The sequence below is a fragment of the Tunturibacter gelidoferens genome (assembly GCF_040358255.1).
Classification (GTDB): domain Bacteria; phylum Acidobacteriota; class Terriglobia; order Terriglobales; family Acidobacteriaceae; genus Edaphobacter; species Edaphobacter gelidiferens.
In genome coordinates, this window is sequence record NZ_CP132938.1 from 3,682,178 (window position 1) to 3,707,235 (window position 25,058).

Annotated in this window: 21 protein-coding genes; 6 read left to right on the forward strand and 15 right to left on the reverse strand. The window is 56.8% G+C overall.

Annotated features, from left to right (window positions below; all coding sequences use genetic code 11):
- The first annotated feature begins 16 nt into the window (after positions 1-16).
- Together RBB81_RS16120 and RBB81_RS16125 are read left to right on the forward strand one after the other, a co-directional pair.
- Positions 17-589 carry a PEP-CTERM sorting domain-containing protein gene (locus RBB81_RS16120; protein ID WP_179583735.1) on the forward strand — a complete coding sequence of 191 codons (573 nt, stop codon included), beginning with the start codon at positions 17-19 and terminating at the stop codon, positions 587-589.
- 64 nt (positions 590-653) lie between these two features.
- A complete protein-coding gene (locus tag RBB81_RS16125) occupies positions 654-926 on the forward strand; it encodes a S41 family peptidase (protein ID WP_183788161.1) in 273 nt (90 codons plus the stop codon).
- 587 nt (positions 927-1,513) lie between these two features.
- Here the strand turns inward: RBB81_RS16125 and RBB81_RS16130 are convergent.
- The 6 genes from RBB81_RS16130 to dnaE form a co-directional block, all read right to left on the reverse strand.
- Positions 1,514-2,422 carry a dimethylarginine dimethylaminohydrolase family protein gene (locus RBB81_RS16130; protein WP_257025631.1) on the reverse strand — a complete coding sequence of 303 codons (909 nt, stop codon included), beginning with the start codon at positions 2,420-2,422 and terminating at the stop codon, positions 1,514-1,516.
- 208 nt (positions 2,423-2,630) lie between these two features.
- Positions 2,631-2,810 carry a hypothetical protein gene (locus RBB81_RS16135; RefSeq protein ID WP_020713649.1) on the reverse strand — a complete coding sequence of 60 codons (180 nt, stop codon included), beginning with the start codon at positions 2,808-2,810 and terminating at the stop codon, positions 2,631-2,633.
- 209 nt (positions 2,811-3,019) lie between these two features.
- Positions 3,020-4,123, reverse strand: coding sequence for a hypothetical protein (locus RBB81_RS16140; protein WP_353071361.1), 1,104 nt, complete (start codon positions 4,121-4,123; stop codon positions 3,020-3,022).
- Positions 4,124-4,262: 139 nt separating this feature from the next.
- Positions 4,263-5,138 (reverse strand): CPBP family intramembrane glutamic endopeptidase, encoded by an 876-nt coding sequence (locus RBB81_RS16145; RefSeq protein WP_353071362.1) that lies wholly within the window; start codon positions 5,136-5,138, stop codon positions 4,263-4,265.
- 188 nt (positions 5,139-5,326) lie between these two features.
- Complete coding sequence (locus RBB81_RS16150) at positions 5,327-6,184, reverse strand: acetyl-CoA carboxylase carboxyltransferase subunit alpha (RefSeq protein WP_353071363.1); 858 nt, start codon at positions 6,182-6,184, stop codon at positions 5,327-5,329.
- A 50-nt stretch (positions 6,185-6,234) separates the two neighbouring features.
- Positions 6,235-9,771 (reverse strand): DNA polymerase III subunit alpha, encoded by a 3,537-nt coding sequence (dnaE, locus tag RBB81_RS16155; protein WP_353071364.1) that lies wholly within the window; start codon positions 9,769-9,771, stop codon positions 6,235-6,237.
- Between the two features lie 73 nt (positions 9,772-9,844).
- Here dnaE and RBB81_RS16160 point away from each other — a divergent pair, with 73 nt between their 5' ends.
- Positions 9,845-10,219 (forward strand): hypothetical protein, encoded by a 375-nt coding sequence (locus RBB81_RS16160; RefSeq protein WP_353071365.1) that lies wholly within the window; start codon positions 9,845-9,847, stop codon positions 10,217-10,219.
- A gap of 23 nt (positions 10,220-10,242) precedes the next feature.
- Here the strand turns inward: RBB81_RS16160 and RBB81_RS16165 are convergent, their stop codons facing one another.
- Both RBB81_RS16165 and RBB81_RS16170 read right to left on the reverse strand, forming a co-directional pair.
- Entirely contained in the window at positions 10,243-10,944 is a 702-nt protein-coding gene (locus tag RBB81_RS16165) for an HNH endonuclease (protein WP_353071366.1), read from the reverse strand.
- Between the two features lie 19 nt (positions 10,945-10,963).
- Complete coding sequence (locus tag RBB81_RS16170; RefSeq protein WP_353071367.1) at positions 10,964-11,998, reverse strand: M20/M25/M40 family metallo-hydrolase; 1,035 nt, start codon at positions 11,996-11,998, stop codon at positions 10,964-10,966.
- 65 nt (positions 11,999-12,063) lie between these two features.
- Here RBB81_RS16170 and RBB81_RS16175 point away from each other — a divergent pair, with 65 nt between their 5' ends.
- Positions 12,064-12,747 carry an alpha/beta hydrolase gene (locus RBB81_RS16175; RefSeq protein ID WP_353071368.1) on the forward strand — a complete coding sequence of 228 codons (684 nt, stop codon included), beginning with the start codon at positions 12,064-12,066 and terminating at the stop codon, positions 12,745-12,747.
- A gap of 4 nt (positions 12,748-12,751) precedes the next feature.
- Here the strand turns inward: RBB81_RS16175 and RBB81_RS16180 are convergent, their stop codons facing one another.
- A complete protein-coding gene (locus RBB81_RS16180) occupies positions 12,752-13,684 on the reverse strand; it encodes an alpha/beta fold hydrolase (RefSeq protein WP_353071369.1) in 933 nt (310 codons plus the stop codon).
- A gap of 331 nt (positions 13,685-14,015) precedes the next feature.
- Here RBB81_RS16180 and RBB81_RS16185 point away from each other — a divergent pair, with 331 nt between their 5' ends.
- The gene (locus RBB81_RS16185) at positions 14,016-16,991 is read left to right on the forward strand and encodes a GAF domain-containing sensor histidine kinase (protein ID WP_353071370.1); all 2,976 of its coding nucleotides are present in this window, start codon (positions 14,016-14,018) and stop codon (positions 16,989-16,991) included.
- A complete protein-coding gene (locus RBB81_RS16190; protein ID WP_353071371.1) occupies positions 16,984-18,429 on the forward strand; it encodes a sigma-54-dependent transcriptional regulator in 1,446 nt (481 codons plus the stop codon). The genes RBB81_RS16185 and RBB81_RS16190 overlap by 8 nt, the downstream gene beginning before the upstream one ends.
- On the opposite strand, the gene RBB81_RS16195 is transcribed toward RBB81_RS16190, so the two are convergent.
- The 6 genes from RBB81_RS16195 to shc form a co-directional block, all read right to left on the reverse strand.
- A complete protein-coding gene (locus RBB81_RS16195) occupies positions 18,426-19,502 on the reverse strand; it encodes a zinc-dependent dehydrogenase (RefSeq protein WP_353071372.1) in 1,077 nt (358 codons plus the stop codon). The two genes, RBB81_RS16190 and RBB81_RS16195, sit on opposite strands and share 4 nt — an antisense overlap.
- A 14-nt stretch (positions 19,503-19,516) precedes the next feature.
- Complete coding sequence (locus RBB81_RS16200; protein WP_353071373.1) at positions 19,517-20,266, reverse strand: nucleoside phosphorylase; 750 nt, start codon at positions 20,264-20,266, stop codon at positions 19,517-19,519.
- A complete protein-coding gene (hpnA, locus tag RBB81_RS16205) occupies positions 20,263-21,273 on the reverse strand; it encodes a hopanoid-associated sugar epimerase (protein ID WP_353071374.1) in 1,011 nt (336 codons plus the stop codon). Before hpnA ends, RBB81_RS16200 begins: the two co-directional genes overlap by 4 nt.
- A gap of 84 nt (positions 21,274-21,357) precedes the next feature.
- Entirely contained in the window at positions 21,358-21,807 is a 450-nt protein-coding gene (locus tag RBB81_RS16210; protein WP_353071375.1) for a hypothetical protein, read from the reverse strand.
- Between the two features lie 2 nt (positions 21,808-21,809).
- On the reverse strand, positions 21,810-22,946 hold the full coding sequence (hpnH, locus tag RBB81_RS16215) for an adenosyl-hopene transferase HpnH (RefSeq protein ID WP_353071376.1): 1,137 nt from the start codon (positions 22,944-22,946) through the stop codon (positions 21,810-21,812).
- Between the two features lie 54 nt (positions 22,947-23,000).
- Positions 23,001-25,025, reverse strand: coding sequence for a squalene--hopene cyclase (gene shc, locus RBB81_RS16220; protein WP_353071377.1), 2,025 nt, complete (start codon positions 25,023-25,025; stop codon positions 23,001-23,003).
- Positions 25,026-25,058: the final 33 nt, after the last annotated feature.

Sequence of the window (25,058 nt, forward strand, 5' to 3'; positions counted from 1 at the left end):
GAGAAGGGATCCACTTATGCGCAAAACTCTCTTCGCTCTTGCCCTCCTTGCCTCTGCCTTGTCCATCCCCCTAACCGCTCACGCCGACACCATCGACCAGCTCTCCTTCGACTTCCCCCACATCTCCGACGGCCACCCAGGCGTCCTCACCATCGACCTCCCCGCCTCCCCTCAACCCTACCTGCCCTTCGTGAGCGGCCTCTTTCTCGGCCAGTCCGGCTCCGTTGACTACCTCGTCCAGATCGGCGAGCTATCGCCCACCGAAACGTTAATCGGGTACGCCTTTTACGTGGGCGGCCCTATCCCCCCGGCAAGGGCTTTCACGCAGATCTACTTCACAACCGCTCTCTTGACCGGTCCCGTTGACGCTCCTACCTTTCTCACCGGAACCTTCAACGGCGTGTACAAGATCGACGTCCCATTTCTCCCACCTTACCCCGGTACCCTCACCATCGAACCTCTCACCAACTCAACCGTTCCCGAACCCTCCTCCTTGGCCCTGATGGCAACCGGAATCCTCGGAGCAATCACCACACTCCGACACCGCAAATCCATGAGCAGACCCATGAGCAGATCCAGAACGAGCTAAAGCCCGGCTGCCCCTCCAAACTCTGACTCACCCATAACAATCGGGTGCCCCATCCTTCGAGGCCATGGGCTTTGTAGCGCATACGGATGCGATCATCTTCGATCTACGGCAGAACGGCGGCGGCCAACCGGCGATGGTCACGCTGATTGCGAGCTACCTGTTCGATAAGCCGACGCACCTGATCGACATATACAACCGCAAGGAGGACTCGACCACGCAGAACTGGACCCTGTCATACCTGCCGGGACCGAGGCTGACCAGGCAGCCCGTGTTTGTGCTGACGTCGAAGCGAACATTCTCAGGAGCCGACGAGTTTGCATTTGATCTGAAGAACTAAAAGCGCGCAACGATTGTTGGCGAGACGACCGGCGGCGGAGCGCACCCGGTATCGGGCACACGGTTGCCGACTACTTCACCATTGGTGTGCCGTTTGCCAAGTCGCTCGATCCAGCGACGAGAACAAACTGGGAGGGGACCGGCGTGGAACCGGATGTGAAAGTGCCGGCGGCCGATGCACTGACGACTGCAGAGAAGCTCGCGATGGAGAAGATTCAGGCGAAAACAAACAGTAAATAGGCATCCTGTTCGGACGCCACCCCAACACAAGCGGTGCCCACCTAAAATCTGACACACCCAAAACGATCGGGTGCCCCATCCTTCGCGCCCTTGCGAAGGGTGAGATGTAGAACCTCAATCGAGGAACGGGTTCGGTTAGGTGGCTGGGTGGGGCGCCCGAAAAAAAAGTCTAAAAAGTTGGCGTATTTTTAGCAGCCAAAAAGAGCGCTGCTAAAACACCACATCCACCACGCAAAACACCACAACTTCACCACCAAAACACCACATGAAAAAGGCGTTTTTCTGGAAAACCCCCAGCAAAAACGCCCCTCCACCACACTCAGGAAAAATTCGCGCCTACCGTAGAAATCAGATCGCCGATTCGGTCCGAACCTCCCCCAAAGCCAACGCCGAATCACTCAACCGCAGTGCCAGCGACTTCGCCGACCCGCCCCCGCGCTGAAACTCGCCCAATGGCATCTCAGTCACATCGAACCCGCTCTCCATCAACCGTTTAGCCAGGTCCGTCTCCACCGCCCCCATCAAAATATCCCGGCCGACATTGATCACATTGCATCCAAATTGTGTAGCCTCTAACTCGCTGACAATAATCCGCTTATCCGCCCCATACGCCGCATGAATCTTTGCCAGCGAAGCCGCATCGAACGCCCCGGGAAAGTAAACCAGATAGCCCCCGCTAAGTGGCGCAAAACAAAGATCCAGATGATAAAACCGCGGATCCACCAGATGCAGCGAAGTTACGCGCGTATGCCAGGCATCTGCTACATGCTTATGGCTATATCGGCAGGTTCGAACCCCATGCGCAGCCCACAGATGCCCGCCATTCGCATCGAAAAGCGCATCCCCCTCACCCTCGAACGAAGTCTCCCGCGGCGTCTCCCACAGCAGAAAACCTGCTTCCTGCAACCACTTTCGCAGATGCCCCTCCTCCGTCTGCCGCTGCGGATGTGCGAAACTCGATACCGCCGCCACTCCATGCTGAACCGCCGCCGCATGCGCCACAAACACCATATCCGGCGAGCCTTCCCGAGCATGCAACAGCCGAACATCCGCCACCCTCTGCAACTGCCGATAGAGATTCTTCCACTGCATAAACGCAGTATCCCGCGACGGCTGGTGCAGATTCCCCGCCATCCACGGGTTGATGACGTAGTTCACGTCATAAAACTCAGGTGGACACATCAGAAATGTTGGGCGATTGAAGTGCGGGAGAGGCGCAAAAGCAGAGGAGGTCAGTGCAGAGCTGCTGGTCATCATAAAACGGGGTTCCTACTTTCCAGCGTCGAGTCTGCCCGTCTCAAGCAACGATCGTCAAGTCCTCGCCTGTAAATTATCTGTACAACTTTGGTGCATAGTCCGCTACGAAACTTAGCTCTTGGGAAGACACTGCAAAAATGCAGGCCCACACACGACAAAGAGCCCACGTAGGGCTCCTTATCCTGTGATTTTGCGTGGAATCGCTCGCTTAAAGTTTCTCGAAGAAATCGCACGCTGAGCAGGAGATATACACTCCGCCGGGGGTACCGCGCTCGCGATCCTTCACGCGCTTCACAATGCGAGTTGGTTTGGAGCACTTCGGACAATCCGTGCTCTTGTTAGTATCCATGACCTTCTTACGGTCGCCGGTCTTGGCAATCTTCGCCATAATGCTTGCTCTCCCTAATACGAACGTTACGAATATCTCGGCCCACGCATTGGATGGCTCGATCGGCTGCCACCCTTGCAGGCAAGCAGAATCTCATCATCCGGTGCTTCTCGTAAAGATTGTCCGGGACGAACCACGGCGGGAATCGGAGGAGAAGAACTGCGATTGAAGCTCTCCTACAAGTCTACACGACGACGGCCTTACCGTGGCTACTGGGCCAACGCAAGGTTGTTCGACGGAGGCGGCGTGGGAGATGCGGGAGCAGACGCTCCCCCCTTGTTATCGTCGGGAAATTGAACCTTATTGTCGGAACGACCGGCGGATACTGCCTCTCCAGGCTTTAGCAATGTTGGAGGCCCATTCGTCTTCTCAGTTCCATCAGCGGGCTTGTCTCCCATCGCAACCTCACGCGTCGGCGCAGTGGAGTTATAGCCGCCCATCTCATCTTTGTCATGAATATCTATCGGCTTACCCAGCGCAGCAATCTCCACGACCGTCACCCTGTCCCCTACAAACCGAACAAACCGGATGGTCTGCGGAACATGCCCATAGATCCACTCTTCATATCGGCCGCCGCTAGCATCCCCGCTCGGCTGGTCACGCATCTTGTTTTCCGGTGCGCCCAGCGCAGCCAGCACCATTCGATGGTTCATTCCTACTAAAACCTCATGTGCAGCGATTGCTTCCTTCAACACGGGTGGCAGCGTATCCGCGTACGCCTGTTCGGAGGTCTTCACTCCAAAATCGATCACCGGCTCCAGCAGAGCCTTTACCTCTGGCGCGGAGATCTCCGGAACATGCCCCTCGAAGATCAGCGTAATTCGCGAGCCGCTAGCCCGCTCCGCGTTCGTTTGTGCGACGGGTGCATCGTTGATCTGAATGTGACTTAGAAAGCGATGCTTTAGATATGGACCGCCGTTGAGATCCAGTACAATCCGATCGGGCTTGATCTCCATCGATGTAATGATGACGCGATCCCCGAGTGCCGCAGCCTCCCCCTTTTGATAGATCAACTTTCTGTACTCCGCCCCGCCGGGACTAATCGGTCCGTTCGCTCGGAGCGTCACACTCGCACTCACCGGCAACGCACGATGAGCAAAGCCTTGCTCCGCCTCAAGATTTCGAACCAGTTCTCGACGTCCACGCTCCGTCATTGGAGTATCTGGAAGCGAGACATGCGTAGGGGAGAAATCCGTGGAGATATCAGCAGTCGCAGTGCCTTCCCCAACCACAAAGACCTGACAAGGAGCCGTCCCTAGCGACAACGCCAGAGTACCCAGGAGGAGAGCCGATCTGTATTCGAAAAGTGCCATGGGAAGCACCTCAGATACACACCAGCTTGCGCCTTCTCTTCCCCTTTGACAAGAGCCGGTTCACGAATTTTGATCAGACCACATAGAACCGGCCTTTGTGTCTCAAAAATTAGAACAAAAGCGGCTTAGTCTGACGCCATCAGAGCTTCGGTTCCTCGCCAACCGAACGCGTCTGAGGGGTCACAGGAAGAATCTGGACAAGAGAGGACGCAGGCGCCGATTTCGCTTCCTGTTCCATCGCCACATGCGCTGGCGGCGGCTGAACTTCAATGGCATAGCCACCCGCGACGATCGGTTTATGGGTGTAATTCCACGCATAGTCACGGGTAATGGGTATCAGAACCCCGACCCCAATCAGCAAAACTACCACCGTGAAGGCCGCCCCCTCAGGTCCGTAGCTCCCTCCAGTCAGCCAGAGGGGTCCGAAGGCCCGCGTCTGCACCACGCTGGCGAAGTCACTGATTCCGCTGATTGGAAGGCCAAACAGAACCCCAATGCTGGCATTCCAGGCAAAGTGAAGTCCCCAGGATAGCCACAGCCCATGCGTTCTCAACCACGCCACCGAGAACAGCAGACCAGCCAGCATCGTCACAAAAACGCCAGTCCACGTTGCCCCCGGATTCAGTGCGTGTCCAAGCCCAAAGAGGATAGACATTCCAATGGTCGCCGCGACCGGCCCAATCGCTTCAATCAGACGCCGGAAAGGGTAGCCGCGAAACGCGACCTCTTCCGCAAGCGCCGCGATCCCGAGAGTCAGAAGATTCAAAAGCAACAGCCAGATCGCCCGCGGTTGCATCCATAGTTGGACATCCAACTTTCCGGTAAGCGTCATCGGGAGGACGGCCAGCACCACGCAACCCCAGCCAACAGCCGCCCCAAGGGTCCATTCCCGCACCGATGTCGGCCGCTTCGGGAGGCCCAAAACCTCGCGAAGGGTTGAGTGTCGATGCGCAATTGCCTGGAGGATCGAAAACCCCACAGCCAGCAAGAAAAGAAGAAATAGCGCGGCAAGCAAGGGTCTCTCTGCGTCAAGGCCAAATCGCTCCGAAAGACCACGCGCTGAGCGTCCCGCCAGGACATCCGAAGCGACGAACCAGGTCGCAGATGTTACGAAGAGCGCCAGTTGCAAGGTGCGCTCAGAGCGGCCTGAGTGTGTCGAATTGAAGGCTTGCAACGCTGGCTACTCCAGAAACGGTCGTACCGTTAAGCGGTGGTATAAAACTGGGCAATATTACGAAACTTGGTGTAGCGCTGCTCCAGCAGCAACTCGAGCGGCAAGGCGCGAAGATCTGCGAGATTGTTCCGCAGTCTTTCGTCGACGAGCACCATGGCCTCTTCCGGATTGTTTTGCGTCCCACCCCACGGCTCAGGCAACACCTCATCGACACAACCAAGTAATTTGACGTCCACGGCTGTGTACTTCAAAGCCGCTGCAGCTTGCTGCTTCTTGCTGGCGTCCTTCCACATGATCGACGCACATCCTTCAGGGGAGATCACCGAGTAAATTGCGTTTTCGAGCATTAGCACACGATCGGCAACCGCCAGTGCCAGCGCACCCCCAGAACCGCCCTCGCCGGTAATGGTGGCGATGGTCGGTACCCGCAGCCGAGACATCTCTAATAGATTCCGTGCGATTGCCTCCCCCTGCCCGCGCTCTTCGGCTCCGATGCCAGGATTCGCCCCTGCCAGATCGAGGAACGTAAAGACAGGACGCCCAAACTTCTCGGCGATCTTCATCGCCCGTAGAGCCTTACGATATCCTTCAGGATCGGGGCTTCCAAACTTTCGCGCCACCCGCTCCTTCAGCGTCCGCCCCTTCAGGTTCCCCACCACCAGCACCGGTTCGCCATGAAATAGCGCCATGCCACAGCTCATCGCGGCATCGTCGCCAAAGGCCCGATCGCCGTGGATCTCGCTGAAATCGGTGAACAATCCTGCAATGAAATCCATCGGGTAGGGACGTTGGGGGTGCCGCGCCAACTCCGTCTTAATCCACGCTTCGGGAGTCGGTGCGGATACTGCCTGGGAATGCGCTGTTCTTCCGGTTTCGTGTTCTGCCATTGTCTAGGTATGCTTCGCTAATTTCTATAACGATTGTATGGCATCGAGGGCTAGTCGATGATCCGAACCCCTCCTCGGCCAACCAGTTCCTCCACCTGATCGATGAAAAGCCGATCTGCAGCTACCAGACAGTTGTGAGGTTCCAGCACCGCACAAAACTCCCCCGGCTCTTCGAGATCGAGCAGCAGCTTTCCTTTCCCGGGAGCGCCTATTAGGATGGCATGCAGCTTCTCAAGCAACGCCGCGTCCGGATTATGCAGGGGCACCTTGATTCGCAGCGAATCCGGCAGCTTGATCTTCACGTCCTCCAGCGCCTGAATACTCGAGATCGCCAGCTTCGGCGCCGAATCTTCTTCCCCACGCAGTACCCCCCGGACCACCACGGGAACATCAATCTTCAACTTCTCCGCGAGCTTCTCGTACGACTGCGGAAACGCGATCAACTCGATCTTGCCCACGGTGTCTTCGAGCGAAGCCTGCGCATACATCTCCCCCGAGCGCTTGGACTTCGCGACCTTTAAGCTTGTAATAACGCCCGCGATGGATATTTCATTCTGAGGCTCTTCATTTCGTCCGCGTCGAAATACCTGCGGCTCAGGCTTCATCTCGCAGGCTGTCACTGTATCGACGACCTTCATGTTTCGAAGTTTCTCCCGGTACTTGTCCATCGGGTGCCCCGACACAAAGAATCCCAACACCTCTTTTTCGTTCTGCAGTCGAGTGTGTTCGTCCCACTCAGCCACGCTGGGCAGCGCCTCCTCTCCGTTATTCGAAGAAGGAGAATGGATATCTGCATCGAAGATCCCAAACAGTCCGTGCTGCCCCGCCGCCTCATCGCGCTGAGACTTCTGCGCTCGCTCCATTGCCTTATCAAGAGCAGCGCACAGCGCCGCCCTACCGCCAAAGGCATCCATCGCGCCCGCTTTGATCAACGACTCCAACACGCGTTTATTCAACAGTCGCAGATCGACCTTCTCGCAGAACTCCCAAAGGCTGGAGAACCCCTTCTTTCCCGTAGCCTGTAGGGCTGTCCGCGCCGCGATGATCGACTCAATCGCGTTATGACCCACGTTTTTGATCGCTGCCAATCCAAACCCGATCGCCCCGTTGATCGGCGTGAAGTTCGCATCTGATACCTGCACATTTGGCGGCACCACCGAAATATTCATCTCGCGGCACTCTGAGATGTACTTGACCACATTCTCCGGCTTTGACGTTTCGCTCGTCAGCAGCGCCGCCATAAACTCCACCGGGTAGTGAGTCTTCAGCCACGCCGTGTGATACGCCAGCAGCGCATACGCAGCCGAGTGAGACTTATTGAACCCATACCCTGCAAACTGCGCCATCAGGTCGAAGATCTTCCCCGCCGTATCCTTTGGATGTTTATTCGCAGCAGCGCCACTCATAAAGCGATCGCGCTGTTTCGCCATCTCCGCAGGATCTTTCTTACCCATCGCTCGACGCAGCAGGTCCGAGTCGCCCAGCGAGTACCCAGCCAGCACGTTTGAAATCTGCATCACCTGCTCCTGGTACACGATCACACCCAGCGTCTCGCGCAGAATCATCTCAAGCTCAGGCAGCTCATAGCTCACCGCGCGCCGTCCCCACTTGCGCTCGATGAAATCATCAATCATTCCACCCTGAATCGGCCCCGGACGATACAACGCGTTCAACGCCGTCAGATCCTCAACAGTATTCGGCTTATAACGCCGCAACACATCACGCATCCCGCCCGACTCAAACTGAAACACCCCGGAGGTCAACGCCTTGTGATAGACCTGCTCATACGTAGTCGCATCATCGAGCGGAATCGTCGACATATCGACATCCGTCCCCGTCGTCGACTTAATCAGCTTCAGTGCGTCATCAATAACAGTCAGCGTCGTCAGGCCAAGAAAGTCCATCTTGAGAAGTCCCATCTTCTCGACGGCCTTCATGTCATAAGCTGTGACGATATCGTCGTTCTTCGCACGGGTCACCGGAACCAGCTCTGTCAGCGGCTTCGGCGCAATCACAACGCCTGCTGCGTGTACGCCCGCACCGCGAACCAGTCCCTCCAGCCGCAGCGCAGCATCGATCAACTCCTTGATCTTTGGATCGCCCTCATACGCCCCAGCCAAGGTCGGCGAATCCTTCAGTGCCTGATCGATCGTGATCCCAATCGTAGAAGGAATCATCTTCGCAATCCGGTCGACCTCGCCATACGGCATATCGAGCGCCCGGCCAACGTCTTTGATCGCAGCCTTCGCTGCCATGGTGTTGAACGTAATAATCTGCGCGACCTGATCCCGACCGTACTTACGATTGACGTACTCGATCACCTCGCCGCGCCGGTTCATACAGAAGTCGATATCGATATCGGGCATCGACACGCGCTCCGGATTCAAAAACCGTTCAAACAGCAGTTCATTCTGCAGCGGATCAATATCGGTGATCTGCATCACGTAAGCCACCAGAGAACCGGCAGCCGATCCACGCCCAGGCCCCACCGGAATTTTCTGCTCACGCGCGTATCGGATAAAGTCCCAGACAATCATGAAATAGCCAGGAAACTTCATCTGTTTGATGATGTTTAGCTCGCGATCCAGACGCTCATGATATTCAGGAATCGTTTTCTTCAACAACCCGCGAGAACGCAGATGAGCAACCGCGGTCTCCAGTCGCATCTCCAGGCCCTTGCGGCATATCTGCTCAAAGTAGGTGTCAAGCGTCTCTCCCTCCGGCACAATGAAGTCCGGAAACGGGTTGTCGACCTTCATCATCTTCACGTTGCAGCGCTCGACAAACTGCATCGTTCGAGTGCACACCTCGGGATTCTGAGAGAAGGTGCGAAGCATCTCCTCCGCGCTCTTGATATAAAACTCCTGCGTATCGAACTTGAATCGCTTTGGGTCGTTCATGCTGCCCGCCGTCTGCACGCACAACAAAATCTCGTGAGCCCGCGAATCATCAGCGGCAACATAGTGACTGTCATTGGTCGCGATCAGAGGGATATCAAGCTCGCGCTCCATCTTGAACAATGCATCGCATACGCCCTTATCCGGTGCGAGTCCGTGGTCCTGAATCTCGAGAAAGTAGTTGCCCTTCCCAAAGAGATCCTGGTAAAAACCAGCGGTACGCTTAGCCTCGTCGTACTTGTCCTCCATCAGAAACTGATTCACCTCACCCGCGAGACAACCCGAGAATCCGATCAACCCCTCCGAGTGCTTCGCAAGAAAATCCTTTGACACGCGAGGCTTTCGATAGAACCCATGCAGGGCCGCCTCGCTCGTCAGTCGAACCAGATTGCGATAGCCTTCCTGATTTTCAACCAGCACCAGCAGGTGGTTATACTTATCTCCTTCAGGCGCAGCGCGATGATCGTCGTTCTTACAGATATAAAGCTCGCAACCAAGAATTGGCTTGATTCCCTTCTTCTGCATCGCATCGAAGAAGTGCACCGCCCCATAGATATTTCCATGATCGGTCATAGCGGCCGCAGTCTGACCAATCTTGCTCAGGTGCCCGGCAAGCTTATCGACGTCGCACGCGCCATCAAGAAGGGAGTAGTCAGTATGAAGATGAAGGTGGGTAAACTCTGCTGCCATCTCTCTAGTTTAGAACCCGCGACGCCGTAGGAAAACGCGTCCCAAATTGTCGTATTAGAATCGTTACCCAAGTATGGCTGGCATCTTTTTCATCGACGCAATCAGTCGCAGACTCCGCCGCAAAAATCGCGAGAAGAAACTTCGCCTCGCCGCCCAATGGCCGCTCGCCCTGGCCGAGATCAACCACTGGCAAGTCCTCTCCGCCGACGAAGACGCGGCCTCTCCTGGAGCCCCCTACCAAATCGAAGCTGGTTTCCACTTCAAGATCAACGGGGAATACTACGGCGGCTATCTTCGCAGCGTAGCTCTCACTCACCACGAGGCAGAGTCGAAGTCCGTCGGCAATCCCTTCGTAAATATCCGCTACAACTCCGCCAATCCAGACGAGACAGCCGTGTTCGCCGAAGACAACCAGGGCAATCTACCCTTCCGGGTAGTCTCTGGCTAAAAATCTCAAATGGTTGAATCAGTTCAGCGAATTAGATCTCTCAGCTCGCCTGGTGTATAAGGCGGGTTCTTTCTGTGAAGCATCGCGTGACAATTAGGACATACGGGAACCAGGTCGAGAATAGGGTCAACCCTCCTGCCGCCTTCTGACAACATTCGAAGATGGTGAACATGAATGAAGCCCGTCCCAATCTCTGAATATCTGATCCGGAAGTCGAAGCTACAAACAACACATATTCGACCGTGCTTAGCTAGACATGCTTCGCGTGCTTGCGAGTCTCGTTCAAAACGATCAACAAAAACTTTTGTTTTCGATCCCTCCCAATGATCCGTTGTCGCCTGATCGGATGAACTATCGAGTGCCTCTTCTCCGCTCGAGGTGAACATCTGTCCAGAAGATCCCGATAAATGACCGAGCCACTCATGCAGGATTCGTACGATTCCGTATGCGTAGTTTTCCGTCGAAAGATGCTGTCTTCTTTTCGCGGCGATGAGAACAGGCTGCATTGTTCGTTGGATCGCTCGTGGGTCAATCTTGTCGAAGCCGTCAGAGATATCACTGAGATAACTGAATGTGAAGTAGTTTCCAGACTTATTTTGCAGAGACTTGATTCTGATGCCTTCCTCAGCAATAAGTAAGATTTTTAATTGGGCGCGGAAACCGCCAGATGGGATGATTTCACCTGCATGAAGCACTGTCTTGACCTGCGCCTGGTCAAATCTCAAGCATTCTCTCCTACGTCTCTCATGCAGTTAGTAAAGTCGCAAGATTGAAATATAAATCAACAGCGTCCAACAGTTCTTTCTTTGCAATCCTCTCCTGAGGAGTATGCGCCACGTGAATCGACCCAGGCCCCAGCAGAAACGGCTCACCCCAGGCCGTCAGCTTAGGAATATCCGTCGTAAACTTCGCAATCATTGTCGGCAGATTCCCAACCTTCCTCATCCTTACAAACGGCAGATCAAGGCTGAACTCAACATCCGCCCTGCCACCCACTGTTGCAACGATCGATCTCCTCACTTCGTCCGACGGCCCCACCAGACGAACCAGAATATGCGCCTCTGCTGTGTCCGCGATCACGTTCGGAGCACGCCCACCATCGATCAATCCAATGTTCAACGTGGAAGGGCCGATCTCCGGCTCGATCGGTAAAGGCAGCGCTAAAACATCATGCAGCGCTTCTATTAACTTATCGATAGCCGACTCACCCAGTTCAGGATAAGCAGAGTGCGCCATGCGCCCCTTCGCCCTGAGTTCAACCCGCAACGCGCCCTTCGATGCTAGCGCCAGCCGATTGTCAGTCGGTTCCCCGTTGATCAGAAACCGCGATCCCTTCGGAGACAGGTTAGCCTTGGCCGCACCCGCCGAATCTCGTTCCTCACCCACCACAAACAGCAATCCAACCTTCACACCCCCGTCACGAAGCCGGTCCGCTGCAGCTACCTGCGCCGCAATGATTCCCTTCGCATCGCAACTCCCGCGGCCATATAAAAACTCATCGTCTTCTATGCACCCAAAGAAGGGAGGGACAGTATCCATATGGGTCGAGAGCACCACATCCGGAGTAACCCCGGGCATTGCGGCGTACACATTGAAACGCTCGCCGCTGCCCGCTCCCGGCGTGCTGGCGCGGTCCGGTTGCTCGACCGCCGTCCGCTCCACCTCGTAACGTTGTGCCCCGAGATACTCATAGAGAAAATCACCGGCAAGACCCTCGTGATACGTAGTGGACTCAATATTTACAAGCTGTTTCGTCAGTTCGATAGGGTCAATCGCCATGCCCTCCAGCATACGGTATCTCCCATAAAGAACGGATAACGAACACACCCGATAAACTGAAGAAGATGACGCAAACCACTACCTCCCAGATCCGTTCGATCGACGATCTTCGCGGCCCCGCCGGTCGCCTCGAAGCACTTCTCAACACCGGCCGCGACGACGCCCCATACGCTGCGCTCGTCTGCCATCCCCACCCCTCGGGCGGCGGAACCATGCATAACAAAGTGGTCTATCACGCCATGAAGGCCTTCTCATCCTTCGGTCTTCCCGTCCTTCGCTTCAACTTCCGCGGTGTAGGTCTAAGCGAAGGCGCTCACGATGACGGGCTCGGAGAACAGGACGACGTTCTCGCAGCTCTCGACTGGATGCAACACAACCTCGACCGACCAATCCTATTTGCCGGCTTCTCCTTCGGCTCCAACGTCGGTCTGCGCGCATGCTGTGGAGATCCCCGGGTGAAGGGTCTAGTCGGCCTCGGCGTTCCAGTCCACGCAGAGGGTCGCGACTACACCTACAAGTTTCTGCCTAAATGCACCCAGCCTAAGCTCTTCATCAGCGGCGACCACGACCGATACGGTCCACGCGACACTCTGGAAGGCGTCTTTGCCAGAGCGCCCGAACCAAAGCGTCTGGTTTGGATCGCAGACGCTGACCACTTCTTTCAGGGAACCGAGTCCCCCAACCCAAAGCTCGATCTGATGCAGGCCGAGATTCGTCTCTGGTTGCAGAGCGTGTTTAGCTTGAGTTAGCGAGCTAAGCCGCGCCTCGTTTCGCCACGTGATTGGCAAACGTGGCAGGCTCCGCATGCCGGCTCACAGTGACGCGCGCTTCGGAGGGCAGCGGCTTTAGCAGCCAATCTCGCATCGCCTTGTTGCAGATCTCAGGCATCTCTTCAAACGGGATGTGGCCTACGCCCGGAAGCACCATCAGACTCGATTGCGGAAGAATCCGCTGCAACTCTCGCGCAGAATTCAATCCAACCGCTCTGTCCCGATCTCCCCATATCAGCAGCATAGGCTTCGCCACCAACCGCTCAAGGACAGATCGCAGCAACCCCATGTCAACGAACCAACGCTGCACAATCTGCAGCACGTGATCCATCGTTCCCGGAACATGCAGACCTTCGATATACCCCTCAAGAGCGCCGGCCGAAACCCGAGAGGGATCCCCATACATGCGGCTGAGCGCGGTCGCCTTCAACATCCTCGGCAACGAAGGGATCTGCCGAGCGACCCAAATCCCGAATCTTGTCTGATAGAACCGGATCAACTGGTGTCCCAGGTCGCAGAACGGATTTGCTGGTGCGAACAGGATCAGCCTGCGCACTCGATCCGAGTGCCGGGCGGCAAACATCATCGCCACTGCTCCACCGTGCGAATGTGCTGCGATATCCGCCTGTTCCAAACCAAGCGCGTCCATATATGCGGCTAACCGGTCTGCCGTAGCTTCAAGCCCAGCATCGAGTCCGGGAACCCTCTCCGACTCCCCCATATTGAACAGGTCGATCGCATATACTTCGGAATTCTGCGCAAGAAAGCTGATGTTTCGCCGCCAATTCCTGGCCGATCCCACGAGGCCGTGAAGCAGCAGGAGTGGCCGTCCCGAACCCGCACGTTGGTAGTGGACCTTCACCCCGTCCACCACGACAAACCCGTCGGCAATTTGGTTAGGATCTCTTCGTGTCACTGTCCGACGGCCTCGATCACCAGAAAATTCATCCTAGCGCAATCTCACAATATTACAGGAGTATTAATTCTTGCTCAGGGATTTTTCTCCCTAAATCCATTTCCTCTTGCCCATGTTCATTTTGGAAAAATAGCCGGTCAATCACATAGATGCGCAGGATGTGAACAATTTCCCGATCGCGAGCGTAAGCTTTCAAATATCTTTGACTATTACGGAATAGGTTATGATTTTTTGTAGGCTCTGAGACCGCAAATGCCTTCGCCGTGGTGCATAAAGGCCTAAATCGTTTGGTCCTTGATGTGCTGATGATGTTCCAGATTGTCGGATTTTCATGAAAAACGCCTCCCAAACTCGCATTCTGGCAATCGTGCTCGCCGTAGCGACCGTCGCCGCCTGCGTCCTTGCAGCCATGAACTTCGATCGGGAGAGTGGATTCGACGTCCCAACTGATGGCATCTGGTGGGTCGAAGCTGCCACTGGCCTCCGGGCCGAGCGTGTTCCAGCAGTCTCCCCGGGTCACCGGGCCGGCATACGCACTGGCGACATTCTGGTCAGCGTTGACGACCAGCCGACCCCCCGTGTCGCCTCTCTCACCCGGGAGATGTTTCGCAGCGGCATCTGGGCCCACGCCACCTACTCCATCCTCCGCCCGGTTCCCCAGTCTATTGATCTGCATGGAGCGACTAAGCTCGACATTCAGGTCATCCTCGAACCCAAAGACCGCACCATCAATCAGGGGCTACGCTTCATCGCTCTGGTCTATCTCTGCATCGGCATCTACGTCCTGTTCCGGCGCTGGACCGCTCCAAAGTCTGTCCACTTTTACGTCTTCTGTCTTGCCTCGTTCGTCCTCTACAGCTTCCGATCTACCGGCGAGCCGGGCACCTTCGACTGGTATATCTACTGGGGCAACATGGCGGCGCAGGCGCTTCAACCAGCGCTCTTTCTGCACTTCGCAGTCAGCTTCTCCGACAACTTCGCCTCCGACCAACGCAAACGTTTGGGTCGCCGCATTGCCTGTGTGCTGCTCTACCTCCCGGGGGTCTTTCTCATCGGTCTGCAGTACACAGCTATCCGCTCCTGGTCTGCGACTGAGGTCCTACTCCACCGGCTCGATCAGATCGCCCTCGGCTACCTGGCCCTCTACTATGTAATCGCCGCCATCGTCTTCCGCCTCCGTTATCGCTGGGCCGAGTCTGCTCTGGAGCGCCAGCAACTCAAATGGCTCACCCGCGGTACCCTCATCGCGGTCACGCCGTTCACTCTCCTCTACGTCATTCCCTACCTGGCCGACTGGTCGGTCAACAGCCAGATCGCCAAGATCGCTGGTCTCTCTCTCGTCGTCCTTCCTCTCACCTTCAGCTGGGCCATCGTCCGCTATCGGCTCATGGACGTCGATCTCATCTTCAAACGCGGCGTCACCTACACCCTGGCCACCGCCTCTCTCGTCGGCGTCTACTTCGGCATCATCGCGCTCACCGGCGAGATCGTTCACACACGGCTCTCCAGCCTCGGCGTCTGGGGACTGCTCGCCGCCATCATCATCGCCGGAATCGTCTTCGATCCGCTCAAGCGCATGATTCAAGCACGAGTCGACCGCGTCTTCGATCAGAAGCGCTTCGACTACCGCGAGACCCTCGTTGAATTTGGCCGCGGCATCAACGCCCAAACCGATCTTCGTGCCCTGCTGGACTCCATCGTCGAACGTCTTCCCCAGACTCTCCTCGTCACTCGCGTCGCGGTCTTTCTCGCCTCGGAGAGTGAAGGCAGCTCTACCCCGCGTCACTTTGATCTAGCAGCCTCCCACGGTCTCACCAACCTCCACTCCGCCGAACTCCGCAGCCTGGACGTTCGCTTCCTGGACTTCGACCGTCCCGGTGCAAACAACCATATCTTCCTCGAGAATCCCCAACAGGTCCTCCGCCTCCCCGAAGCCCAGCGTCAGAGCGCCGGACGCCTCGATCTCAACTACTACCTCCCCTGCCGCGTCGCTAATCGCGAGGGTGGCGGAACCCGTACCGTCGCGGTCATCGGTCTCGGCCGAACCGACGATGGAGACTTCCTCTCCAGCGAAGACATGGAGTTGCTCGAATCCCTCGCCGGGTACATCGGTATCGCGATTCAAAATGCGCAGCTCTACCGCCGCCTCGAGCAAAAGATTACCGAGTTCGAAAGTCTCAAGGAGTTCCACGAAAATATCGTCGAGTCCATCAACATCGGCGTATTCGCCGTCGACCTAGACGACCGTATCGAAAGCTGGAACACCCAGATGGAGGGCATGTACTCGAAGTCCCGCACCGAGGTCCTGCGTCAACCGCTCTCGGCCGTGCTCCCGCCGGACTTCGTAGCCCGCTTCAACAGCGTGCGCGAGGAACATGGCACCCACACACTCTACAAGTTCCGCCTCGTACTGCCCGACGGAAAGGTCCGCATCGCCAACATCGCTATCGCCCCACTCGTCACCCGTAACTTCGTCGCCGTGGGTCGCATCATCCTTGTGGATGACATCACCGACCGCATCCAACTCGAGGCGCAACTCACCCAGGCCGAAAAACTCTCCTCCATCGGTCTGCTCGCCGCCGGTGTCGCCCACGAGGTCAACACGCCTCTTGCAGTCATCTCCAGCTACACCCAGATGCTCACCAAGCACATGCGCGACGACGAACGCCTCGCGCCTGTTCTCGAGAAGATCACCCAGCAGACCTTCCGCGCTTCAGAGATCGTCAACGGCCTGCTCAACTTCTCCCGGACCAGCGGCGCCGAGTTCACTCCCCTCAACCTCAACGAGCTTCTCCGCGACACCGTCACCTTGCTCGAGCATCAGTTCAAAACCGCGCAGATCCGGGTCGAGACCAACTTCGACCCGCACCTTGCCCGCATTCACGGCAACCAGGGCAAGCTCCAACAGGTCATTCTGAACCTCATGTTGAACGCAAAGGACGCGATGTTCGGAACCACCAATGCAACGCTCAAGATCGCAACCTTCAATGGCGCCGGCCGCGTCGTCGTCCGCATTCAGGACTCCGGCAACGGCATCGAAAAGGAGCACCTCCACCGCATCTACGATCCCTTCTTCACCACCAAAACCAAACCCCAGGAGGGCGAGCATAAGGGCACCGGCCTCGGCCTCGCTGTCAGCTACGGCATCATGCAGGAGCACGCCGGCAAGATCCACGTTGAGAGCGAAATCGGCGTTGGCACCGCCTTCCAGTTGGAGTTCCCCACCTCAGCCGCCCGCCCCGCCGTGATAGCGGATGGATCGAAGAGCGAGTCTGCAATTGTTGACAGGAAGGCGATGCATGTCTGAAACCTCCGAGCTCGCCGCCGAAACTCTCCATCTGCAACGAACCGCCCGAATCGTCGGCGATCCCCGCATCCTCATCATCGATGACGAAGCAGCCATCCGCGAATCGCTCGATACCCTGCTGACCCTCGAAGGCTTCACCGTCAGTGCCGCCAGCGATGGCCCCTCCGGCCTCGAACTTCTCTCACGCAACGAGTACGACCTGCTCCTCCTTGACCTCGCCCTGCCAGGCGAAAGCGGATTGGATCTACTCCCCCGCATCGTCGAGATGCAGCCCAATCTTCCCGTAATCATGATCACAGCGTATGGAACGGTCGGCAACGTGGTTGACGCCATCCGCGCCGGCGCAGAAAACTTCGTCCAGAAGCCGTGGGACAACGAGAAGCTGCTCGCCGATATTCGCGCCGCCGTCGCCCGCCATCGCGCCGAAGAAGAGGTCGTTCAACTTAAGCGCACCCTCAAGCAGCGCTACAACTTTGAAAATATCGTCGGCAAGAGCGAGCCGATGCTTCGCCTCTTCGACCTCATCGCGCAGGTCGCACCTAGCCGCTCAACCGTTCTCATCCAGGGCGAAAGCGGCACAGGTAAAGAACTCATCGCAAAAGCCATCCATGCCAACTCCCCACGCAGGGATCGCCCCTTCGTGCCCGTCAACACCGGCGCCGTACCATCCGAGCTGCTCGAATCCACTCTCTTCGGGCACGTCAAAGGCGCCTTCACCTCCGCAGTCACAGCGAAAAAGGGCCTCTTCGAAGTCGCCAACGGTGGCACCCTCTTCCTCGACGAGATTGGCACCATGGGCATGGACATGCAGGCCAAGATCCTACGCGTCCTTCAAGACCGCCGCTTCATGCATCTCGGCGGTGTGCAGGAGATTCAGGTTGACGTCCGAATCATCGCCGCCACCAACGTCAACTTACAGGATGCAGTCCGCGCAGGCCGCTTCCGCGAAGACCTCTTCTACCGTCTCAACGTCATCAGTCTCGAACTCCCACCACTCCGTTCCCGCCGCGAAGATATTCCCCTCCTCGCTGCGCATTTTCTCAAGTTTTACGCAGAAGAGAATGGCACTGAGACTCGCTCTCTATCACCCGAGGCGATGCGAATCATCATGGACTACGAGTGGCCCGGCAACGTTCGCGAACTGGAAAATGCGATGGAACGCGGCGTCGTCCTCTCCACCTCGCGCAGCATCAATCCCGACCTGCTGCCAACTCAACTCACCGGCAGCACCTACTCGGCCAGCCTGCTCGATCACCAGCCCAACGCCAGCCTCTTCGACCTGATGGAGGAGATCGAGCGCCGCATCATCTCCGACCGCCTCGAGCGCTGCCACTGGAACCAGACCGAAGCCGCCGAATACTTCAAGATTCCGCTCTCCACTCTCAACCAAAAGATCAAGCGTCTCAGCGTAGAGGTCAAGAAGCGCACCCGCGACTAGCTTCCGGGCTGAATCACAATCTTCATCGAGTCAGCCTGGGGATGCGAGGCCAGATCGATGGCCGCGACCGCATCCTCCAGCGAAAACCGGTGTGAGATCAGGTTGGTCAGGTCGAACCCATTGCGGTAGCCGTCGAACACCAACCGCGTCACCTCATCCTGTATCGCCACCGACGCACTATAAGACCCCATCAACGTCTTCTCGTCCATACATACAGCCGCAGGATCGAACGGCGCCTCTCCATGCTGCGTCGAGGCGAACAGCATTACTCGCCCGCCCGGCCGAATCGCCTCCATGGCAACCTTGATCAGCGCATCGCTTCCAACCGCCAACAATGCCACATCCGCACCGCGCCCTTCGGTAGCCGCCTTTGCAGCCGCAACCACATCATTGCGAGCGTCAATAGGACGATCAAGCCCGAACTTTGCAGCAACCGCATGGCGCTCCTTATAGAGATCGCTGGTCAACACACTGGCACCCGTCCGTCGTGCCAGCGCAGCCAGCAAAATCCCAATCGGTCCCTGTCCAATCACCAACACCGTCTCATCCGCCTTCAAATCGAGCAACTGAACGGCCTTGTAGCACGTGTTCACGGGCTCCAGAAACGCCGTCTGCTCAAACGGAACATCGTCCGGAATCTTCACCAACCCACGCCGCACAATCCAGTCCATCACGCGAATGTACTCCGCAAAGCCGCCGCCGGAGGGCGCAAAACCCGCCGTACACCCGACCTTCTTATAAACCTCACACTGCGCGAACGTCTGTTTCCGGCAGTAATAGCACTCGCCACAAGGAATGTGATGATAAGCCATAACCCGGTCGCCTAAAGCGAAGCCCTCGACCCCAGCGCCCACTTGCACAATCGTTCCCGCCATCTCATGTCCAAAGACGCGCGGCGCATCATGCGAACCACTATGGATCTTCTTCAAATCCGTCCCGCAGATCCCGCAGGTGTGGATCTTTACCAACACCTCACCGTCACCAATCTCCGGCACCGCGATCGTCTCAACCCGAACATCATCTACACCGCGATAGACCGCAGCACGCATCGTCTCCGAAACCATTTGTGACATCAACCGATCCTTACCTATCCATGTTTCTCAGTGTAATCGTCGCTCGATCTGCGCACCGAACCGCTCTCATCCAACCATCCATAGATCCCCTCTGCCAAATTCTTAGCAGCAGCAGAACTATGTCTTCCCAACTTCATCAAACCCGACCACGAGCCCGGCCGCACCGCAACATGCGCGAGAAACGGCAACATCTTCAACCTCCCATTTTCTGCAACAAACGGATTCAAGTCAGGCAACTGCGCATCTGCATCATCCGAGACGGCCTTGAAGCAGTAGAACGGGATACCCTTCTTCAACGCCATCCGGGCAATCGTCGCCGCCTCCATATCCACAAGCCCCGCCCCGTAACTCGCTGCTAACCGCTTCTTCTCTCGTTCATCAGCTACCCACGTCGTAGTCGCCAGTACCGGCCATGCCGGCTGAAAGTCCGCCGGACGAAACCGTTCTCCCGTCTTCGTATCGACGACCAAAGAGACACCGGAAACAGACTCTGCCGCAATAGCTCCATCCAGAGCACCCGCCCATCCCACCGAGCAAACAGCGTCAACCGCAGCAACCTTCTCAACCTCAACAAAGGCCACAGCAGCCCTCACTTCACCCATGCCCGCACAAGCGGCAATCCAACACCCATCCGCGTGGCGGTACTCCCACACCGAACACCCTTTACCCGACTGTCTGCGCTTCCAACTTTCTGCGCCTCGGCCACGAATCAGCGGCTTCAGCTCGCCTTCCAGAGCAGCAATAATCGCAATGTTTCCCTTCATGCCACCAGCCCATCCAGTGGCGGCGCATAACCATGTGCAACGAACCACTCGATCGCCGCTCGCAGCGCACTATAAACAGGCAGCACTTGAAATCCCAGCTCCCGCTCCGCCTTGGCCGAAGAAGCAAACATCATCTTCTGCCCCATCCGGACGGCTTCTACGGTCGCACGCGGCTCCTTGCCCCTCAACTTGCCGGTAAAGTTTTCATCGAAGAACGCAAAGGCCATCGCCACTGCATGCGGCACCTTCACAGTCGGAGAAGGCAGTCCAGTGATCGCCGACATACGATCCAGAATCTGCTTTAGCGTAAGATTCTCCCCGCCAAGAATGTATCGCTCTCCCGGAGTTCCACGCTCGAGCGCGACGACATGCATCCGCGCCACCTCGGCCACATCCACCAGGTTCAATCCGGTATCCACATACGCAGGAAAATTTCGATTCAGGAAATCAACGATGATCCTTCCCGTTGGCGTAGGCTTCGAATCGCCAGGACCAATCGGCGTTGTAGGATTCAGGATCATCACATGCTGGCCAGCCTTCGCCGCTTTGATGGCCTCGAACTCTCCAAGAAACTTAGACCGCTTGTAATGCCCAATCATCTCCGACAACGAGACCGGAGACCCCTCGTCTACGATCGTCCCATCTTTCTTGAACCCCATCGTCGCCACGCTCGAGGTATAGACCACACGTTGCACCCCAGTCTCGCAAGCAAGCTTTAGCAACTCCCGCGTACCAGTCACATTGGCTGCATACATCTGGTCCGGATCACGCACCCACAGACGATAATCCGCAGCGACATGAACCAGAGCATCGCAGCCCACTAATGCCGAGCGCAGCTTCTCCGGCTCCCGGAGATCCCCGGTCACCATCTCTGCATCAATGCCAGCAAGGGAGTCCAGCCTGCTCGTCTGTCGAGTCAGCAGCCGAAGGCTGGCGCCCTCTGCCGCATAACTCCTCGCCACATGGCCTCCGACGAAGCCCGTCGCTCCCGTAATAAATACGCGCACTCTCACTCTTTCCAGCCAAACTGGCAGATAACCCTGGAAAAACACCAACCTGCTACCCGGCAAACTCTACGCCCGACAGCGGTCTTAGTCCAGCTTCTCCGGCTCGATCTGGATGTTCTGTTCGCCGGCTGCCTTCTTCTCCCAGTACTTCTTCACCCAGGCTTCGAAGGTCTTGCCCGCCGCCGTATCGCGGCCGCTGAACGCAAGCGCAGCGATCTCAGAGTAAGCAATGCTCACCTTCGCCTTTGCGTCGTTGGATGGAATCACACGAACAAACGAGTCTTCCAGAGAAGCTCCCCGCTGTCGATCGAACAGATACCCAACCACCTGCGAGCCATCCTTCTGCGTGATCGTAATATCGCCGCGATAGTCGAATGCCTTCTCCAGCGCCTCACGAATCTCCGCGTCACTCGCCAGCGCCGGAATCCAGCCCTCAAGCTGTTCCCTCTCACGTCCCGCCGCTACTTCAATCTCGTCTGGATTCTCATGCGCCAACTGCGCCAGCTTTGCGGACTCCTGTGTCTCGGTCGCCATCGTTAGTCTCCTGAAACCTCTTGAAGTTCAGACGCGCTATTGGTTACAGGCGCACCGATCTGTACCAGCGGTCCATAGCTCGCAGGCTTCCACTCATTCAACAGCTTCATCGCACCTTCGTCTTCATACTTGCTGAAGAAGATTCCCTTCGCAGTCTGCAGCAGCCCCTTCAACGAGCTGAAGGTGTAATTCACACCGCTGGCCTCATAGCCAGAGTGCACCATGCAGTTCGCGCACTGCGGATTCCCGCTCTCGGTCCCGTAGTTCGACCACTCCACCGTCTCCATCAACTCCTTGAAGCTATCCGCATAGCCATCCTGCAGCAGGTAGCAAGGCTTCTGCCAGCCGAAGATACTGAACGTCGGCATCCCCCACGGCGTGCAGGTCAGATCCTTCTTGCCCATCAGGAATTCCATGAAGATGGGCGAAGCATTGAAGCGCCATGTCTTTTTACGATTCGAGAGGATCGACCGAAACAACTTCTTCGAGCGCGCGCGTCCAAGAAAGTGTTTCTGATCAGGAGCTTTGTCGTAGGTATATCCCGGCGAGACCATCATGCTCTCCACCCCGGCCACCATCAACTCATCGAAGTGCGCGCGAACGCTGTTGGGATCGGCTCCATCAAACAAAGTAGTGTTCGTCGTCACGCGGAAGCCGGCCTCAACCGCAACCCGCACACCCTCCATCGCAATGTCGTATCCACCCTCGCGGCAGACAGAAAAGTCGTGATGCTCGCGCTGACCATCCACGTGAACCGAGAACGAAAGATACTTGCTCGGTTTGAACAGGTGCAATTTTTCCTTCAACAGCAGAGCATTGGTGCACATATAAACGTACTTCTTCCGCGCGACCAGGCCCGCAACGATCTCCGGCATCTGAGGGTGCAGCAGCGGTTCCCCACCCGGAATCGCGACCATCGGCGTCCCGCACTCCTCAACCGCCTTGAAGCATTCCTCTGGCGAGAGCTCTGCCTTCAGAATGTGTGCGGGATACTGAATCTTTCCGCATCCGGCGCAGGCCAGATTGCAGCGAAACAACGGTTCCAGCATCAGCACGAGCGGATACTTCTTCCGGCCCATCATCTTCTGCTTCAAAACGTAAGTTGCAACCGTCCAGGCTTGCGAGACTGGCACTGCCATCGATGTCTCCTCCAGATAACTTCCAGATAAATTCTTGCCAAGCGGCTTACTGGGTTAGTGAGCCGTACCGCTCTTCATCGCACGTTCGTAGGTCGTCAATGCCAGCAGCGGGAAGTACTGTTTGTAAAGGTGGTATCCGAGATAGAACACACGTGGGAAACCGGTACCCGTGTAGTAGCTCTCGCCATTGCGTCCGGGAACCAGCTCATCCCAGCTTCCATCTTCATGCTGACGATCCACCAGCCAGCGAATACCTTTCGCCACGGAATCAGAGCGTGTATCCCCCGCAGCCAGCAATCCAAGCACAGCCCACGCCGTCTGAGAGGGCGTACTCGGTCCAATGCCACGCTGATTCGGATCGTCGTAGGTTCCGCAGGTCTCGCCCCACCCTCCGTCAGCGTTCTGCACCATGCGAATCCACTCGGCTGCCTGTTGCACGGCTGGCTCATGATTCCAGAAGCCCATCGCCTCAAGCCCGCGCAGCACCAGGAACGTTCCGTAGAGATAGTTGACGCCCCAGCGCCCGAACCAGCTCCCGTCCGGCTCTTGCTCCTTCAAGATGAACTGGATCGCCTTCTCCACACGTGGATCGCTTCTCGTAACGCCATACAGCGCCAGCATCTCCAACATGCGGCCCGTGATATCGACCGTCGGCGGATCGAGCATCGCGTTATGGTCCGCAAACGGGATGTACTGAAAGATCATCTTGGTGTTGTCGCGATCAAAACTCGCCCAGCCACCGTTCTTGCACTGCATCGCCCAAATCCAATTCAGGGCGCGCTGGCAAGCATCATACTGATTCCGTTCACGCGGATTATCTACGCAATTGAGCGCAAGCAGAACCTGTCCAGTATCATCCACATCCGGATAAAACTCATTGTTGAACTCGAAGTACCAGCCGCCCGGCTCAACATTCTTGACCTTCTCCGCCCAGTCGCCCTTCTGGCGTACTTCTTTGGACAGAATCCAATCCGCAGCCTTCAACATACGCGGATCATCTCTGCGAACGCCTGCCTCCCCAAGGGCATACATCGCCTGGGCCGTATCCCAAACCGGCGGAAAGCAGGGCTGCATGCGAAATGTAGGCGTCGAATAGTCGTCCGTTCCATCAGGACAATCGATACCAAGCTTCTCAAACTCATCAAGCGCACGAATCAACTGAGGATCATCCACCGACCGTCCCAGGCACCGCAGAGCCACGATCGAGTTCAACATGGCCGGATAGATCGCACCCAATCCATCGGACTTCTCGAAACGCTCCAGCATCCACTCTTCCGCCCGCTTCAGCGCAATCTTGCGCAACGGACGAATATGAACCCGTTCCGCCAGGTGCGCAATCCGGTCGAGAGCAAGGAAGACGTTGCGCCAGCCAAATGGCTTTTTCTTATCCCAGCGAAGATGCAGATTGGCATTCTCGCGCCCACCCACGAAAAGCTCCTCAATCCCCTGCTCCGGAGCCAGTTTCTTGAACGGCTTCTTCGCATAAATGATCGACAGCGGAACAAGAATGCCGCGCGACCACGAAGAGATCTCATAGATGTTGAAGTAGCACCAGTTTGGAAAAAGAACAATCTCCGGTGGAATTGCCGGTACTGCGTCGTAATCGTACTGCCCCAGCGCGCACAGATAGATCTTCGTAAACGTGTTGCACTCGACGACGCCGCCGTGCGCTAGCACCCACTCACGGGCCTTCACCAGCACCGGATGATCCTTCGACCATCCCATCAGCTTCAAAGCAAGATAGGCTTTGACCCCATAACTGATGTTCGACGGCCCACCTGGGAACAGTCCCCAGCCCCCGTCGTCATTCTGATGACGAAGAATCTCATTGATCGCGCGTTCCATCCGGCCCGGTTCGCCGGTTCCCAGCAGCGTATGCATGAAGATGTAGTCAGACTCCAGCATGCTGTCTGCTTCGAGTTCGCCGCACCAGTAACCATCGGGATGTTGCTGTTCGAACAGCCACTTTTTGGCGCGCGTCACACCTTCGGCAATGCGCTCCAGGCCAACATCCATCCGGCCAAAGCGTGGCTGGGCCAGCTGATCGGCGCCCTTCGGATTACTTGCAGATATCCCCATGAAAAACAAACTCTCTGTCTACAAAACTAGTTA

Coding starts and splice junctions, on each gene's coding strand:
- RBB81_RS16135 (WP_020713649.1), bottom strand. CDS start 2,810: ATGGCGAAGATTGCCAAGACCGGCGACCGTAAGAAGGTCATGGATACT.
- RBB81_RS16170 (WP_353071367.1), bottom strand. CDS start 11,998: ATGGCGATTGACCCTATCGAACTGACGAAACAGCTTGTAAATATTGAG.
- RBB81_RS16160 (WP_353071365.1), top strand. CDS start 9,845: ATGGCTGGCATCTTTTTCATCGACGCAATCAGTCGCAGACTCCGCCGC.
- hpnH (WP_353071376.1), bottom strand. CDS start 22,946: ATGGCAGTGCCAGTCTCGCAAGCCTGGACGGTTGCAACTTACGTTTTG.
- RBB81_RS16175 (WP_353071368.1), top strand. CDS start 12,064: ATGACGCAAACCACTACCTCCCAGATCCGTTCGATCGACGATCTTCGC.
- RBB81_RS16140 (WP_353071361.1), bottom strand. CDS start 4,123: ATGGCACTTTTCGAATACAGATCGGCTCTCCTCCTGGGTACTCTGGCG.
- dnaE (WP_353071364.1), bottom strand. CDS start 9,771: ATGGCAGCAGAGTTTACCCACCTTCATCTTCATACTGACTACTCCCTT.
- RBB81_RS16210 (WP_353071375.1), bottom strand. CDS start 21,807: ATGGCGACCGAGACACAGGAGTCCGCAAAGCTGGCGCAGTTGGCGCAT.
- RBB81_RS16120 (WP_179583735.1), top strand. CDS start 17: ATGCGCAAAACTCTCTTCGCTCTTGCCCTCCTTGCCTCTGCCTTGTCC.
- shc (WP_353071377.1), bottom strand. CDS start 25,025: ATGGGGATATCTGCAAGTAATCCGAAGGGCGCCGATCAGCTGGCCCAG.
- RBB81_RS16125 (WP_183788161.1), top strand. CDS start 654: ATGGGCTTTGTAGCGCATACGGATGCGATCATCTTCGATCTACGGCAG.
- RBB81_RS16200 (WP_353071373.1), bottom strand. CDS start 20,266: ATGAAGGGAAACATTGCGATTATTGCTGCTCTGGAAGGCGAGCTGAAG.
- RBB81_RS16190 (WP_353071371.1), top strand. CDS start 16,984: ATGTCTGAAACCTCCGAGCTCGCCGCCGAAACTCTCCATCTGCAACGA.
- RBB81_RS16195 (WP_353071372.1), bottom strand. CDS start 19,502: ATGTCACAAATGGTTTCGGAGACGATGCGTGCTGCGGTCTATCGCGGT.
- RBB81_RS16130 (WP_257025631.1), bottom strand. CDS start 2,422: ATGATGACCAGCAGCTCTGCACTGACCTCCTCTGCTTTTGCGCCTCTC.
- RBB81_RS16185 (WP_353071370.1), top strand. CDS start 14,016: ATGAAAAACGCCTCCCAAACTCGCATTCTGGCAATCGTGCTCGCCGTA.
- RBB81_RS16150 (WP_353071363.1), bottom strand. CDS start 6,184: ATGGCAGAACACGAAACCGGAAGAACAGCGCATTCCCAGGCAGTATCC.